This window comes from Enterobacter cloacae complex sp. 2021EL-01169, assembly GCF_020733125.1.
In the GTDB taxonomy this organism is placed as follows: domain Bacteria; phylum Pseudomonadota; class Gammaproteobacteria; order Enterobacterales; family Enterobacteriaceae; genus Enterobacter; species Enterobacter roggenkampii.
The window spans coordinates 735,708-750,211 of the sequence record NZ_JAJFTC010000002.1; the positions used below are offsets into that span (position 1 = coordinate 735,708).

The following is a 14,504-nucleotide window of genomic DNA, read 5'->3' on the forward strand; positions in this document are numbered from 1 at the left end:
TTAAGACATGCCTAATTTCTTTATCGATCGCCCCATATTTGCGTGGGTGATCGCCATTATCATCATGCTGGCCGGGGGACTTGCGATCCTGAAGCTGCCTGTCGCGCAATATCCAACGATTGCGCCACCGGCGGTGACGATTTCTGCAACCTACCCAGGGGCTGATGCAAAAACGGTGCAGGACACCGTCACTCAGGTTATCGAACAGAACATGAACGGTATCGATAACCTGATGTACATGTCCTCAAACAGTGACTCTACCGGTACAGTTCAGATCACCCTGACCTTCGAGTCAGGTACGGATGCTGACATTGCGCAGGTTCAGGTGCAGAACAAACTGCAGCTGGCGATGCCGCTGCTGCCGCAGGAAGTACAACAGCAGGGCGTGAGCGTCGAGAAATCGTCCAGTAGCTTCCTGATGGTTGTCGGCGTTATCAACACCAACGGCACCATGACGCAGGAGGATATTTCCGACTACGTGGGCGCCAACATGAAGGACGCCATCAGCCGTACGTCCGGTGTGGGTGACGTGCAGCTGTTCGGTTCTCAGTACGCAATGCGTATCTGGATGGATCCGAACAAGCTGAACAACTTCCAGCTGACGCCGGTTGACGTGATTAACGCCATTAAAGCGCAGAACGCCCAGGTGGCAGCCGGTCAGCTAGGCGGTACGCCGCCGGTGAAGGGCCAGCAGCTTAACGCCTCGATCATCGCGCAAACCCGTCTGACCTCCGCGGATGAGTTCAGCAAAATTCTGCTGAAAGTGAATCAGGACGGCTCGCAGGTTCGCCTGCGCGACGTGGCGAAAGTCGAGCTGGGCGGCGAGAACTACGACATCATCGCGAAGTTCAACGGTAAACCGGCTTCCGGTCTGGGTATCAAACTGGCGACAGGCGCGAACGCCCTGGATACCGCCACGGCGATCCGTGCAGAACTGAAGAAAATGGAACCGTACTTCCCGTCAGGCCTGAAGATCGTTTATCCGTACGACACCACGCCATTCGTTAAAATTTCGATTCACGAAGTGGTTAAAACGCTGGCAGAAGCGATCATCCTGGTGTTCCTGGTCATGTATCTGTTCCTGCAAAACTTCCGCGCGACGCTGATCCCAACCATCGCCGTTCCGGTCGTTCTGCTGGGGACCTTTGCCATCCTCGCGGCCTTTGGCTTCTCGATAAACACCCTGACGATGTTCGGGATGGTGCTTGCCATCGGCCTGCTGGTGGATGACGCCATCGTCGTGGTAGAGAACGTCGAGCGCGTGATGGCGGAAGAAGGTCTACCGCCGAAGGAAGCTACCCGTAAATCAATGGGTCAGATCCAGGGCGCGCTGGTGGGTATCGCGATGGTACTGTCTGCGGTATTTATCCCGATGGCCTTCTTCGGCGGCTCTACCGGTGCGATTTACCGTCAGTTCTCGATCACCATCGTTTCCGCGATGGCGCTGTCGGTACTGGTCGCATTGATCCTGACCCCTGCGCTGTGTGCCACCATGCTGAAGCCGATTCAGAAAGGCGGTCATGGCGAGCATAAAGGGTTCTTCGGCTGGTTTAACCGCATGTTTGATAAGAGCACGCACCACTACACCGACAGCGTGGGCAACATCCTGCGCAGCACCGGTCGTTACCTGCTGCTCTATATCATCATCGTGGCGGGGATGGCGATCCTGTTCGTTCGTCTGCCAAGCTCCTTCCTGCCGGATGAAGACCAGGGCGTGTTCCTGACGATGGCACAGCTTCCTGCGGGTGCGTCGCAAGAGCGTACCCAGAAAGTGCTGGACGAAGTGACGGACTACTACCTCACCAAAGAGAAAGACAACGTTGAATCCGTGTTTGCGGTTAACGGCTTTGGCTTTGCGGGTCGTGGTCAGAACACCGGTATCGCCTTCGTTTCTCTGAAAGACTGGTCTGAACGTCCGGGCAAAGAGAACAAGGTTGAAGCCATTACCGGCCGTGCGATGGGCACCTTCTCGCAGATTAAAGATGCGATGGTGTTCGCCTTCAACCTGCCGGCGATTGTTGAACTGGGTACCGCGACCGGCTTCGACTTCCAGCTGATTGACCAGGGCGGTCTGGGTCACGAAAAACTGACGCAGGCGCGTAACCAGCTGTTTGGCGAAGTGGCTAAGCACCCTGACCTGCTGGTCGGCGTGCGTCCAAACGGCCTGGAAGATACGCCGCAGTACAAAATCGACATCGACCAGGAGAAAGCTCAGGCGCTGGGCGTGTCCATCAGTGACATCAATACCACGCTGGGCGCCGCCTGGGGTGGTAGCTACGTTAACGACTTCATCGACCGCGGTCGCGTGAAGAAAGTGTACGTGATGTCCGAGGCGCAGTACCGTATGTTGCCAAACGATATCAACAGCTGGTTCGTGCGCGGCAGCAATGGTCAGATGGTACCGTTCTCGGCATTCTCAACGTCACGCTGGGAATACGGTTCGCCGCGTCTGGAACGCTATAACGGTCTGCCATCAATGGAGATCCTGGGTCAGGCTGCGCCGGGCCGAAGCACCGGTGAAGCCATGAACCTGATGGAAGAGCTGGCGAGCAAACTGCCTTCGGGTGTTGGCTACGACTGGACCGGGATGTCCTATCAGGAACGTCTGTCCGGTAACCAGGCCCCTGCCCTGTACGCGATTTCACTGATCGTCGTCTTCCTGTGTCTGGCAGCGCTGTACGAGAGCTGGTCAATTCCGTTCTCCGTTATGCTGGTGGTACCGCTCGGGGTTATCGGTGCGCTGCTTGCGGCAACGTTCCGCGGACTGACCAACGACGTGTACTTCCAGGTAGGCCTGCTGACAACCATTGGCTTGTCGGCGAAGAACGCGATACTTATCGTTGAATTCGCCAAAGATCTGATGGAGAAAGAAGGCAAAGGTCTTATTGAGGCGACGCTTGAGGCTGTTCGTATGCGTCTGCGCCCAATCCTGATGACGTCACTGGCGTTTATCCTTGGCATACTGCCGCTGGTTATCAGCTCCGGTGCGGGCTCCGGTGCGCAGAACGCGGTCGGTACGGGCGTTATGGGGGGTATGATCACCGCAACCGTACTCGCTATCTTCTTCGTACCGGTGTTCTTCGTGGTGGTTCGCCGCCGCTTCAGCCGTAAGAATGAAGATGTTGAACACGCGCATTCGGTAGAACCTCACTGATACCGGTTTCACATGATAAAAAGGCCGCATTAGCGGCCTTTTTCATTTTCAGAAAAAATCATAAATTACGCTTATTGTGATTCAATTTATTTTCTGCCATCTTAATTAGACATATCATAATTAACTGATAACTTAATCGGTGAATTCAGGATTTTTTTAATTTCATTTCCCCGCTTAAGCTATTAGGAATATTCCTAATAAGAAGTTCTGACAACGTGAAGTTCGAATCTGAACTTTTCTCGCCATTTTTGCTAAGCCAATGAAACGTAAGGAAGCGATAAAACAGCGCGTTAATTTGGATAAAAAAGGGGTGTCCAGGGTGGAACATTGCGTACATGCTCGCAGTCTACGGTTTTATTTGTAATTTTTCGTAATAGCGCGATGAAATCCAGGAAGGAGTGGCTTATAGTTAGGTTATCAGGAACACAGCACTCATGTAGCTAAGTCAGTTGTATCCATCCCGACAATGATGTTCGGTGAGTAAGAAATCACTCAGAAGGGGATGCGCTATGGACGAGTACTCGCCAAAAAGGCATGATATCGCGCAGTTGAAATTTCTCTGCGAATCCTTGTACCATGACTGCCTTGCCAACCTTGATGAAAGCAACCATGGCTGGGTAAACGACCCAACGTCTGCCATCAATTTACAGTTGAATGAGCTGATAGAGCATATCGCAACCTTCGCACTTAATTATAAAATTAAGTACAATGAAGATAATAAGCTCATTGAGCAAATTGATGAATACCTGGACGACACCTTTATGTTGTTCAGTAGTTACGGCATTAACGCCCAGGATTTGCAAAAATGGCGTAAATCGGGAAACCGGCTATTCCGCTGTTTCGTCAACGTGAGCAGAGCTAACCCGGTTAGCCTTTCCTGTTAAAATTATTACAATTACTAAGGTGAATTTATGTCTGATAAACCACTCACTAAAATCGATTATTTGATGCGCTTACGACGTTGTCAGTCAATTGACACCCTAGAACGCGTGATTGAAAAGAATAAATACGAGCTTTCTGATAATGAACTGGCCGTATTTTATTCAGCCGCTGACCATCGTCTTGCTGAGCTGACCATGAATAAGTTGTATGACAAAATCCCTACTTCTGTATGGAAATTTGTCCGTTAATCTTTGAAGGGTGTCTGTAGAGTTCTACGCCACGTTCTGAGTTTTTTACCTATCCCGTTATGTTCCCTGTGCCCAGGCCAGGTCTCCGTGTAAAACGTGTTCATCAGCAACAATGTTGTGACGACAGTCACATCGGCTTTTCGGGAACGTTCCCCTCTCGACCTGTTCCGATTACCCTGCGGTAATCATTTCCAGAGAGGTTTCCTATGAGCGTAGAAAAACAGAAGATGATTGCCGGTCAACATTATCGCCCCGGCGATGAGACGTTACGAGCCGACCGACTGCGGGCCCGCCATCTGGTTTACCGCTATAACCACACCGCGCCCGATGAAAAAACAGAACGCCAGAACATCCTGGCGGAACTTCTGGGGCAAAGCGAAGGCGCTTATATAGAACCAAGCTTCCGCTGCGACTACGGATACAATATTTATCTGGGCAAAAACTTTTACGCGAACTTCGACTGCGTGATGCTGGATGTCTGCCCTGTTCGCATCGGCGATAACTGCATGCTCGCGCCGGGTGTGCACATTTATACGGCCACCCACCCGCTGGATGCAGAGGAACGGAACAGCGGCGTGGAGTTTGGGAAACCGGTCAACATTGGGAATAATGTCTGGATTGGTGGCCGGGCGGTCATTAACCCTGGCGTCACGATCGGTGATAATGTGGTGGTGGCCTCCGGCGCCGTGGTGACAAAAGACGTCCCGGCTAACGTCGTCGTGGGCGGCAATCCGGCAAAAATCATCAAAACTTTATAAGGGCGCGGGGAGCCAACTGTTATGGTCTTTTAGCGCCTGACTGTTACTTTTTTCAGCCCGATGGCTCCCCTAAAATTGGCAGACACCCTGTATTGTCAACTCTTATGAAGGCAAAAAATGACCGAGATACAGCGCCTGCTTACCGCCACCATCGACGATCTTAACCTCCGCGAAAAGCGCGACAATCGCCCGCGCTTTAGCATTAGCTTTATTCGCAAACATCCTGGACTGTTTGTCGCCATGTATGCCGCCTGGCTGGCGACGCTGATTGTGATGCTGAAGTCCGAAACGCTGGTGGACTCCGTCTGGCTGCTGGTTGTGCTGTTTGTGGTCTTTAACGCCTTTTTCTTTTTCGACGTGAATCCGCGCTACCGTTACGAAGATATCGACGTTCTCGATTTTCGGGTCTGCTACAACGGTGAATGGTATAACACACGTTTCGTGCCCACGGAGCTGATCGACAGCATCATGCACTCTCCGGCCGTTGAAACAGCGCAAAAAGAGAAGCTGCAGAAAATGGTCTCCACCAAAGGCCAGCTCTCTTTCTATGATGTCTTTACCCTTTCGCGCCCTGCTGCTGCGTAATTAACGCCTGCAGACGCCGGATCCCCGGCGCAAACTGCGAAGCAGAGGTGTTGCCGTAACCTAAAACCAGACCGGTTTGCCCCTGCTTCGCCTCCAGGTAATACCCGCTCAGTGCAGCGGGTGCCAGCTGAAACGCCCTCGCCTGCGCCACCAGCTTCTGGTCGTCAATATCGTCTATCGCCAGCGTCAGATGCATCCCGCCTTCACCGGCCAGTATACGGTGCGGCGTGTGAAGCTCTGCCCCCAGCACCTCCCGCAGCTGGCGGTATCGCTTACGATAGAGCCGACGCATGGCGGCAAGATGACGGGCATAGTGGCCTTCTTCAATGAACAGCGCCAGCGTACGCTGTTCGGCACGATGCCCGCCCCGCAACAGCGAGCCGATGGCCGGGCGAGCCGCTTTCGCCAGCGCTGGCGGCAAGACCATGAACCCCATTCTGAGCGACGGAAACAGCGTTTTACTGAACGTTCCCAGATAAACCACGGGCGCGTTGTTGACCATCCCCAGCATCGCGGGCACAGGCTCACCGGCATAACGGAATTCGCTGTCGTAATCGTCTTCAATGATCCACGCATTCTGCTGCCGGGCGAGCTCCAGCAGCGCCAGACGTCGCCGGGCACTGAGCACGCTTCCGTAGGGGAACTGGTGCGAAGGTGAGGTAAAAATCAGCGAGGGAGCAGGCGCATCCCGTCCTTCCCAGCACATTCCCTCGTCATCAACAGGGATTCCCGTCATGGTCAGGCCTGTTTTAACAAACGCGCTCTTTGCCCCGCTATAACCGGGGTTTTCCACCCACGCGACATCGCCAGGCTCACTCAACAGCATGGTGCACAGGTTAACCCCCTCAAGCGCCCCTTCCGTTATCACTATCTGGCCGGCGTCGCAGTCGATACCGCGGGACAGGGCGAGGTGTCGGGCAATTGCTGCCCGCAGCGACGGTTCACCGGCCGGGTCGCCATACCCTAGCAGGGCACTTCCCTCCTCGCGCATCACGCGATCGTACAATCGCCGCCACAGCGGTAGCGGAAAATAGTTGATAGCCGGGGTTCCCGGGGTAAACGCCAGCACCGGCATGTCCCGGGGCACGGGCGCTGGCAGCAGGCCGACCCGCCGGGCGAGCCTGATGGCAGGGTCCGGCAATGTCCGGGCGACAGAGCGGTGAGCGAGCTGTGCCACCCGCGTTCCCTGGCGGTTACGCTGCAAATACCCTTCCAGCGTGAGCTGGTCCAGCGCCGCATTGACGGTATTGCGGGAAAGGGAGAGCTGCTGAGCCAGCGTTCGCGAACCGGGAAGCTGGCTGCCGGACAGTAGCCTTCCGCACAGGATGGCCTCCCGTAACGCAAGATAAAGCGCGCGCTGGCGCGTCTCTTCCCCACGTTTTTGCAGGGCAGCATTGAGCAAGGTATAAAATTCATCACCCGGTATATTCATCTCGCCTCCTCGTGGCACCATCAAAACATAGCGCAGTGGTTCTTTTTAAGGAACCAGCAATTCACTAGTCTGGAACTCTTTTCAACGTCACGGAAATTAAGATGAAGACATTCAATCAGTTCGGACAGCCCGTAGGCGAAGCGCTTAGCGACTGGCAGCCTCGTCAGCCCCCGTCCCGGGTCGTGCTTCAGGGACGCTTTTGTCGGCTTGAACCGCTGCGCGTGGAGCATGCCAACGCGCTGTTTTCCGCCTATTCCCTGGCTGAAGATACGCGCAGCTGGACGTGGCTACTGCGTGAACCCGATGCCACAGCAGAGGATTTTGCCGAATGGGTGGCGAGCGTAAGCGAGTTATCCGACCCCATACACTTTACCGTTATCGATAACCAGACCCGGTCTCCGGTCGGGACGCTGTCCCTGATGCGGATCGATCCTAAAAATGGGGTTGTGGAGGTGGGGCACGTTCACTTCTCGCCTCTTTTAAGCCGCACGCCCATGTCAACAGAGGCGCAATATCTGCTGATGCGATATGTGTTCGATACCCTGGGCTACCGGCGTTATGAGTGGAAGTGCAATAGTTTGAACGAGCCTTCCCGCAAAGCGGCACTGCGTCTGGGTTTTCAGTTTGAGGGGCGTTTTCGTCAGGCGCTGGTCATAAAAGGTCATAACCGGGATACCGACTGGTTTTCGATTCTCGACAAAGAGTGGCCGGCGCTGGCAAACGCCTTTGAAAGCTGGCTTGCCACCGACAATTTTACTGCCGATGGCAAACAGAAAAGATCCCTGGAAAGCTGGCGAGAAACGCGCGTTTAGCGTCTTTTTTTACGTCCCTGCACCGCCTTAAAGCGCGGATTGGATTTGCAAATCACGTACAGGCGTCCCTTGCGTTTGACTATCTGGCAATCCGGGTGACGCTGTTTTGCACTGCGCAATGAGTTAAGTACCTGCATGGTTAGCCCCGCTTCGCATTGAGAAATCCACCAAAACGCTTGCGGAAGCGCGCTGCGCTGCCGTCCGTGGAGAACGTTTTCTGCTTACCGGTATAAAACGGGTGCGATTTTGAAGAAACCTCGATGGTGATGTACGGATACGTTTCACCGTCGAGTTCAATTTCGCGGTCGGTCTTAATGGTTGAGCCCACTTTGAAGTATTCATTCGCGCTGGTGTCATGGAAGACCACGGTGCGATACGCTGGATGGATGTTTGGTTTCATCGTAAACCCTTTGTGTTTTGTTATAACATAACAAAATAATATCCAGGCCAGGTTGAAAAAACAACCCCTTCCTTCTGACGATATTTTCTGGTTTACCTGAGATAAAATGAAAACCACGCCACCCACGTGCTATAACTATATCATTTCGCGGTAAAATCTTTCTCTTCAGGCAGGGAACTCAGTGCTCAGGAACGGGTATACGAGGAAGGAAACGACAGCATGAAAACCCGACATCTGGTCAGTCTGGTGACTGGCATACTTATCTTTTCCGTGCTGGTCCCCATTTGCCTGAGCATCTGGCTGGCTCATCGTCAGGCGGAAGATAAATTTGTCGATGCGCTGGATAACTATGCCTCACGCGTGCTGATACGAACCGACAAGGTCGTGGCTCAGGCGAAGGAAGCGCTCAATCATCTGCAGGCCTTTGAGGGTGTGCCGTGCAGCCCCCTGCAGTTAAGGGAGATGCGACGGGTCGCTTTCTCGTGGCGATATGTGCAGGAAGTGATTTATATCGACAACCTCAGGCCACTCTGCTCCTCTCTTGAACAAACCAGCCATGCCGCCCCTTTCCCCCCGCCGATGCGCGTTACCGAAGATGGTTACAGCGCATGGCTGACCACGCAAAACGATCTGGGGTTTCATCGCTACATGGCCGTACTGGGGCAAGGTCACTATCTTGTTCTGGTCGATCCGGCCTCGCTTGTGGATGTGATCCCCTTCGGCGAGATAGCGATTGATGCTGCCCTGGTAGGAAATACCACACGCCGCATCTTTGCCAGCAGCAATACGCTCGATCCGCATATCCGTGACATGATCATGGGTCAGGAGATGACCAGCATACAGTACGACGGTTCAATGTACGTTATGAAGCCCGTCCCTGAACTGGGGTTTACCGTCGTTGCATGGGCTACGCTCAAACCGCTGGCTGAAACATGGCACCGGCAGCTGCTTTTGTGGCTGCCCTTCGGCATCCTGATAAGCCTGCTTGCCGCGCTCTTTGTCCTGCGGATACTGCGTCGCATCCAGTCGCCGCGCAACCGCCTGCTTGATGCCATTAACAGCCGCGATTTTGTGGTTCACTATCAGCCCATCGTGGCGCTGTGTAGCGGAAAAATTGTCGGCGCAGAGGCGCTGACGCGCTGGCCGCAGCCGGACGGAAGCAGCCTCTCACCTGATATTTTTATCCCTCTTGCTGAACAAACCGGGCTTATCTCCCATCTGACGCAGCTCGTTATCGAAAAGGTATTCGAGGATATGGGCAGCTGGCTGCATCTTCACCCCGATCAGCATATCTCCATCAACCTCGCGCCCGCCGATTTGACCTCCGGCACGCTGCCGCCGCTGCTGAGTCACTTGCTGAACAAATGGAAGGTCCACCCAGGCCAAATCGCCCTTGAGGTCACCGAGCGCGGCTTTGCCGATCCCAAAATCAGCGCGCCGGCTATCGCCGCATTCCGCCGTTCGGGGCACCCTGTCTATATTGATGATTTTGGTACGGGCTATTCCAGCCTGAGCTATCTGCAGGATCTGGATGTCGACACGCTAAAAATTGATAAATCGTTCGTGGATGCGCTGGAGTATAAAAACGTGACGCCGCACATTATTGAAATGGCGAAGTCGCTGAAGCTGGCGATGGTGGCGGAAGGCGTCGAGACCGCCGGGCAGCTCGCCTGGCTGCACCAGCACGGCGTGCAGTACGGACAGGGCTGGTACTACAGCAAAGCGCTACCAAAGACGGAATTTATTCTTTGGGCAGAAAATAACCTCGGCACGCACGCTACTTAAGGTAGGATTTCATCACCTGCAGCACCACGCCAAGATCGGCTTCACGCTGCGCCTCTTCGGGCTCTTTCACCACGTGATCGGTAAGGTGCCCTTCAATCACCTGCATCATCATGCCGTTGACCGCTCCACGGATCGCCGCCAGCTGCTGTAACACCTCGGCGCATTCGTGTTCGCTGTTGAGCATTTTTTCGAGCGCGGTGCTCTGCCCCTGAATTTTCTTCAGGCGAGTCAGTAACATCTTCTTGTCGCGAACGGTATGTGACATCTCTGTCTCCCTCAGTTTTGGCTTTTAGAGCATATCACGCTCTACTCCCCCTGAGTATTTTTCTACTGGGGGGTAGTATTAAGCTACTGAGGGGGAGTACTATTTGCGCACGCTTCCACTCCGGAAATTTCAATGAACGATTTCGCCTCACTCCTGCAGCAGGGTAATGCCTGGCTGTTTGTTCCCAGCGCTATCCTGCTCGGTGCACTACATGGCCTGGAGCCGGGTCACTCAAAAACCATGATGGCCGCCTTTATCGTGGCTATCCGCGGCACGCTGAAACAGGCGGTCCTGCTCGGCCTGGCAGCCACGCTTTCGCATACGGCAGTAGTCTGGATTATCGCCATGGCGGGTTTATGGTTTGGTCGGGGATGGGATGCGCATACTTCTGAACCCTGGTTCCAGCTGATCTCAGGGGTATTGATCGTTGCGATCGCCCTGTGGATGGCGTGGCGAACCTGGAAAGAGAGCCAGCCACACGATCATCATCACGACCATGATCATCACCACCACCATGACCATGACCATGACCATGACCATCATCATGAACATCACCACCACGAACACCCGCTGGTTGAAGAAGAGTGGCAGGACGCCCACCAGCGCGCGCATGCGCAGGATATTAACCGGCGCTTCAGCGGCCAAAACGTCACCACCGGACAGATCGTGATGTTTGGCCTGACCGGCGGGCTTATCCCCTGCCCGGCGTCCATTACCGTTCTGCTGATCTGCCTGCAGCTGAAGCATTTCGCCCTCGGCGCGACGCTGGTGTTCAGCTTTAGCATTGGTCTGGCGTTAACGCTTGTCGCTTCCGGCGCGATTGCCGCCTTGAGCCTCAAGCACGCGACCAAACGCTGGCCCGGGTTTAGCGAATTCTCCCGTAAAGCACCGTGGATCTCCGCTGCGCTGATTACCGTGGTAGGGATTTATATGAGCCTGCATGGCCTGAGCGGCATTCTGGCGTAAGCCTGCGGCCACACTCTGTGGCCGCATCTCCAGGGTCAGTTAAGGGTTCTGCTGCCAGCTGAAGGTATAGCGAAGCTGGCGTGTCTGCAGGAGGAATTCCGGCGAGACGCTGGGGCTCCAGGAGTCGTCGCCGCCCACGCCCATATGGAACGCATCGAGATTGAGCCAGCATCCCGGCTCTTCGCGCAGCAGATGGTGATGGGTTGTCTCCCGCAGCTGCTGCTGGCCGTAGCGGCTCACCGAGAAATGGAACCGGCCGTTCAGCTGATGCGTTCCCAGCGCCAGCTCCCGCGTATCACAGCGCAAACCATTTTCCGTCGGGAAGATATACGGCGTATGCATCTCCGCCAGGGGTAATGTCCAGCGCCCCTGTTGTGCCGCCAGCTTTCTGTCCGGGTAGTTTTCATGCGGCCCCAGCCCCAGCCAGGACACGTTTTCCGGCGTTTCGGCGAGATGAACGCTCAGGCCAACGCGCGCGGGTTCCGGGATATCAGACGCAATATCCACCTGAATATCGCCGTGGAGTACTCCCCGATCGTCCACCCGCCAGGTTTTACGGCTCAGAAACAGCGCGTTGCCGCGATACTCAAGCACGTGCTGGGTTGTGACCACCACCTCGTCTGCGTGCTGCGCTGCCTCACAGTACAGAACGCGCGAGGTGAGATCGTACATGCCCGCCGCTTTCCAGCGCTCAACCCAGGCATTCGGATCGATCTTCGTCGCTTCACTCACCCCAATATCATTGTCCAGCGGCGCACGGCTGACGTTATCCGTCAGAGGCGACATCAGCGTTTCCACGCCATTTCGCCACCATTGAGCCAGGTTTCCGGTTGCGCGATCGAATTGCCAGCGCTGTTGACCATGCGCGATCGCCAGGATGCGGTCGTTTTGCGTTAAAACCGGCGGCTCGCCCGTAGAGGCTGGCGGTGCGACAAACAGCGGAGACGGAAGCAGCCACTGCTCCCACGCGCAGCGATGGTCAGCCGGTGACCACGGCGTTGCCCGCGGCTGGCGCACTTCAACATTCAGCCAGACTTCCCCCGGCTCGGCTTTCAATTCCGGCAGAGCGATCTCCAGACGCTGAACACCTTCAGGGGCTATCGCCAGCGTCACCTCGCCCGAAGCCAGAACCTTCCCATCCCGGGCAACCGTCCAGCTCAGCACTTCGTTATCGGTATGGCGGAACAGGTACCCGCTTTGCACCTCAATCACCAGCGGAGAGGTGCTGACCCGCGTAAAGGTGAAGAACTGCTGCGCGCGCTGCGCCTCGAACAGCGCCGGGTGCGGCGTGCGATCGGGGAAGACCAGGCCGTTGAGGCAGAACTGTCGATCGTTTGGCTTATCGCCAAAGTCCCCGCCGTACGCCCAGAACGCGTTGCCATTTTCGTCTTTCTTCGTTAATGCCTGATCGACCCAGTCCCAGACAAATCCCCCCTGCAGGCGAGGATGGCTGCGAAACGCCTGCCAGTATTTCGCGAATCCGCCGAAGCTGTTACCCATCGCGTGGGCGTATTCGCAGAGGATCAGCGGACGCGTTTCATCCGGCATGCCGATCCATTTCTTGATTGACCATTTAGGCACCGCCGGGAAGGGTTGATCCTGATCGACCCGGGCATACATCGGACAGACAATATCGGTCGCCGCCGTGTTCGCGCCGCCGCCTTCATACTGCACCGGACGCGTCGGATCCGTGGATTTCACCCAGCGGTACAGTGCGTCGTGGTTTGCACCGTGCCCGGACTCATTGCCCAGCGACCAGATGATAATTGAGGGATGATGACGATCGCGCTGCACCATGCGGGTCACGCGCTCGCTCATGGCGGGCAGCCAGCGCGGATCGTCAGCAAGACGGCTCATCGGCACCATGCCATGGGTTTCGATATTGGCCTCGTCAACGACGTACAGCCCGTAGCGATCGCAGAGCCGGTACCACAGCGGATGGTTCGGGTAGTGCGAGCAGCGCACGGCGTTGAAGTTGTGCTGCTTCATGATTTCGATATCGCGGCGCATCGTCGCTTCGTCCATCACCTGGCCGTTTTCCGGGTGATGCTCGTGCCGGTTAACCCCGCGGATCAGCAGCGGTTTACCGTTGAGCTTCAGCAGGCCGTTGCTGATTTCAATCCGGCGGAAGCCGACATCGCAGGCCTCCGTCTCCAGCACGTTGCCCTGCGCATCCAAAAGCGCGATCGTCAGACGATAGAGTTCCGGGGTTTCTGCACTCCATAACGCGGGGGCTGTAACCGGGATCGCCGCCGTTAACCGCTCGGCCCAGTTGCCGCGCTCGTCCACAATGGCAGATCCGGGCCGTTGGGTAGTACTGCCACACCGCTCACCGTTGCGCCACAGCGTGATCGCCACCTCGCATTCTGTGTAGTCTGCGCCTGCCAGCGCGACCTCAACGTTCAACACCGCGCGGTCCAGCTCCGCATTCAGATCGGTGACCACGTGATAATCCGCAATGTGCGTCTCCGGCTTATGCAGCAGGGAGACATCGCGGAAAATGCCGCTCATGCGCCACATGTCCTGATCTTCCAGATAGCTGCCGTCGCACCAGCGCAAGACCATGACCGCCAGGCGGTTCTGCCCGGGGCGTAATGCCGCCGAGAGGTCAAACTCGGCGGGCAATCGACTGTCCTGGGAATAGCCTATCCACTGCCCGTTACACCACAGATGGAACGCCGAGTTCACGCCATCAAAAATAATTCGGGTTTGCCCGCGCTGAAGCCAGGCGTCATCCACGTCAAATGTGAGCGAGTAACAACCTGTCGGGTTTTCCTGCGGCACAAAAGGTGGGTTAACGGGAATGGGATAGGTGACATTGGTGTAGACAGGCGCGTCGAACCCCTGCATCTGCCAGTTCGACGGCACGGGCATCGCGACGGCATCCGCGCAATCTTCAGTGACCCATGCCTCAGGAACCTGCTCGGGTGCAGAAAAGTAGCTAAATCGCCACATCCCGTTAAGAGAGCGCCTGCTGATAGATCCAGCGTCATCCCTGGCGGAAGATTCATTACGCCAGCTGTCTAACGGCGCGTGTGCGGGCAGGCGGTTCCACTGGGTGACGCCGGGATTTTCCCAGTCCCGACGGGCCAGGATGTCGCTGAGGGTCAGCGAGGATGTGTTGGACATAGTAACCTCTTTGCGAAGCGCTCACAATTTTGGTTAACATGCCCTGGCATTCTGCGACGGTAAAGCATTCAATCGCAGGCTAGCGAGT

13 protein-coding genes are annotated in these 14,504 nt (G+C 55.7%); 8 read left to right on the top strand and 5 right to left on the bottom strand.

Annotation, left to right across the window (positions count from 1 at the left end):
• Window positions 1-7: 7 nt before the first annotated feature.
• From acrB to LLF79_RS09925, 5 genes are all read left to right on the top strand, one after another.
• Window positions 8-3,154 carry a multidrug efflux RND transporter permease subunit AcrB gene (acrB, locus tag LLF79_RS09905; RefSeq protein WP_045352698.1) on the top strand — a complete coding sequence of 1,049 codons (3,147 nt, stop codon included), beginning with the start codon at window positions 8-10 and terminating at the stop codon, window positions 3,152-3,154.
• Window positions 3,155-3,663: 509 nt separating this feature from the next.
• Window positions 3,664-4,038: an Hha toxicity modulator TomB gene (gene tomB / locus LLF79_RS09910; protein ID WP_008499288.1), complete on the top strand. Its 375-nt coding sequence runs from the start codon at window positions 3,664-3,666 to the stop codon at window positions 4,036-4,038.
• Between the two features lie 27 nt (window positions 4,039-4,065).
• Entirely contained in the window at window positions 4,066-4,284 is a 219-nt protein-coding gene (locus LLF79_RS09915) for an HHA domain-containing protein (RefSeq protein WP_008499287.1), read from the top strand.
• A gap of 206 nt (window positions 4,285-4,490) precedes the next feature.
• Window positions 4,491-5,042 (top strand): maltose O-acetyltransferase, encoded by a 552-nt coding sequence (gene maa, locus LLF79_RS09920; RefSeq protein WP_206805139.1) that lies wholly within the window; start codon window positions 4,491-4,493, stop codon window positions 5,040-5,042.
• A gap of 117 nt (window positions 5,043-5,159) precedes the next feature.
• Window positions 5,160-5,627, top strand: a complete 468-nt coding sequence (locus tag LLF79_RS09925) for a YlaC family protein (protein WP_008499285.1) — start codon at window positions 5,160-5,162, stop codon at window positions 5,625-5,627.
• On the opposite strand, the gene LLF79_RS09930 is transcribed toward LLF79_RS09925, so the two are convergent.
• A complete protein-coding gene (locus LLF79_RS09930; RefSeq protein ID WP_032674274.1) occupies window positions 5,599-7,059 on the bottom strand; it encodes a PLP-dependent aminotransferase family protein in 1,461 nt (486 codons plus the stop codon). The genes LLF79_RS09925 and LLF79_RS09930 overlap by 29 nt on opposite strands.
• Before the next feature lie 101 nt (window positions 7,060-7,160).
• Here LLF79_RS09930 and LLF79_RS09935 point away from each other — a divergent pair, with 101 nt between their 5' ends.
• A complete protein-coding gene (locus LLF79_RS09935) occupies window positions 7,161-7,871 on the top strand; it encodes a GNAT family N-acetyltransferase (RefSeq protein WP_032674273.1) in 711 nt (236 codons plus the stop codon).
• Here LLF79_RS09935 and ykgO read toward each other — a convergent pair.
• Both ykgO and LLF79_RS09945 read right to left on the bottom strand, forming a co-directional pair.
• The gene (gene ykgO, locus LLF79_RS09940) at window positions 7,868-8,008 is read right to left on the bottom strand and encodes a type B 50S ribosomal protein L36 (RefSeq protein WP_003859006.1); all 141 of its coding nucleotides are present in this window, start codon (window positions 8,006-8,008) and stop codon (window positions 7,868-7,870) included. The two genes, LLF79_RS09935 and ykgO, sit on opposite strands and share 4 nt — an antisense overlap.
• Before the next feature lie 2 nt (window positions 8,009-8,010).
• Window positions 8,011-8,271 carry a type B 50S ribosomal protein L31 gene (locus tag LLF79_RS09945; RefSeq protein ID WP_006176933.1) on the bottom strand — a complete coding sequence of 87 codons (261 nt, stop codon included), beginning with the start codon at window positions 8,269-8,271 and terminating at the stop codon, window positions 8,011-8,013.
• Between the two features lie 219 nt (window positions 8,272-8,490).
• Here LLF79_RS09945 and LLF79_RS09950 point away from each other — a divergent pair, with 219 nt between their 5' ends.
• Window positions 8,491-10,056 (top strand): EAL domain-containing protein, encoded by a 1,566-nt coding sequence (locus tag LLF79_RS09950; protein WP_032674272.1) that lies wholly within the window; start codon window positions 8,491-8,493, stop codon window positions 10,054-10,056.
• On the opposite strand, the gene LLF79_RS09955 is transcribed toward LLF79_RS09950, so the two are convergent.
• A complete protein-coding gene (locus LLF79_RS09955) occupies window positions 10,049-10,321 on the bottom strand; it encodes a metal-sensing transcriptional repressor (RefSeq protein WP_008499280.1) in 273 nt (90 codons plus the stop codon). The genes LLF79_RS09950 and LLF79_RS09955 overlap by 8 nt on opposite strands.
• A 132-nt stretch (window positions 10,322-10,453) precedes the next feature.
• On the opposite strand from LLF79_RS09955, the gene LLF79_RS09960 reads away from it, so the two are divergent.
• Entirely contained in the window at window positions 10,454-11,287 is an 834-nt protein-coding gene (locus LLF79_RS09960; protein ID WP_045407962.1) for a nickel/cobalt efflux protein RcnA, read from the top strand.
• A 39-nt stretch (window positions 11,288-11,326) separates the two neighbouring features.
• Here the strand turns inward: LLF79_RS09960 and LLF79_RS09965 are convergent, their stop codons facing one another.
• Window positions 11,327-14,416: a beta-galactosidase gene (locus LLF79_RS09965; RefSeq protein ID WP_227879450.1), complete on the bottom strand. Its 3,090-nt coding sequence runs from the start codon at window positions 14,414-14,416 to the stop codon at window positions 11,327-11,329.
• Between the last annotated feature and the right edge of the window lie 88 nt (window positions 14,417-14,504).

Excerpts from the sequence above, each read along its gene's own strand:
- acrB (WP_045352698.1), top strand. The coding sequence starts at position 8 with ATGCCTAATTTCTTTATCGATCGCCCCATATTTGCGTGGGTGATCGCC.
- tomB (WP_008499288.1), top strand. The coding sequence starts at position 3,664 with ATGGACGAGTACTCGCCAAAAAGGCATGATATCGCGCAGTTGAAATTT.
- LLF79_RS09915 (WP_008499287.1), top strand. The coding sequence starts at position 4,066 with ATGTCTGATAAACCACTCACTAAAATCGATTATTTGATGCGCTTACGA.
- maa (WP_206805139.1), top strand. The coding sequence starts at position 4,491 with ATGAGCGTAGAAAAACAGAAGATGATTGCCGGTCAACATTATCGCCCC.
- LLF79_RS09925 (WP_008499285.1), top strand. The coding sequence starts at position 5,160 with ATGACCGAGATACAGCGCCTGCTTACCGCCACCATCGACGATCTTAAC.
- LLF79_RS09930 (WP_032674274.1), bottom strand. The coding sequence starts at position 7,059 with ATGAATATACCGGGTGATGAATTTTATACCTTGCTCAATGCTGCCCTG.
- LLF79_RS09935 (WP_032674273.1), top strand. The coding sequence starts at position 7,161 with ATGAAGACATTCAATCAGTTCGGACAGCCCGTAGGCGAAGCGCTTAGC.
- ykgO (WP_003859006.1), bottom strand. The coding sequence starts at position 8,008 with ATGCAGGTACTTAACTCATTGCGCAGTGCAAAACAGCGTCACCCGGAT.
- LLF79_RS09945 (WP_006176933.1), bottom strand. The coding sequence starts at position 8,271 with ATGAAACCAAACATCCATCCAGCGTATCGCACCGTGGTCTTCCATGAC.
- LLF79_RS09950 (WP_032674272.1), top strand. The coding sequence starts at position 8,491 with ATGAAAACCCGACATCTGGTCAGTCTGGTGACTGGCATACTTATCTTT.
- LLF79_RS09955 (WP_008499280.1), bottom strand. The coding sequence starts at position 10,321 with ATGTCACATACCGTTCGCGACAAGAAGATGTTACTGACTCGCCTGAAG.
- LLF79_RS09960 (WP_045407962.1), top strand. The coding sequence starts at position 10,454 with ATGAACGATTTCGCCTCACTCCTGCAGCAGGGTAATGCCTGGCTGTTT.
- LLF79_RS09965 (WP_227879450.1), bottom strand. The coding sequence starts at position 14,416 with ATGTCCAACACATCCTCGCTGACCCTCAGCGACATCCTGGCCCGTCGG.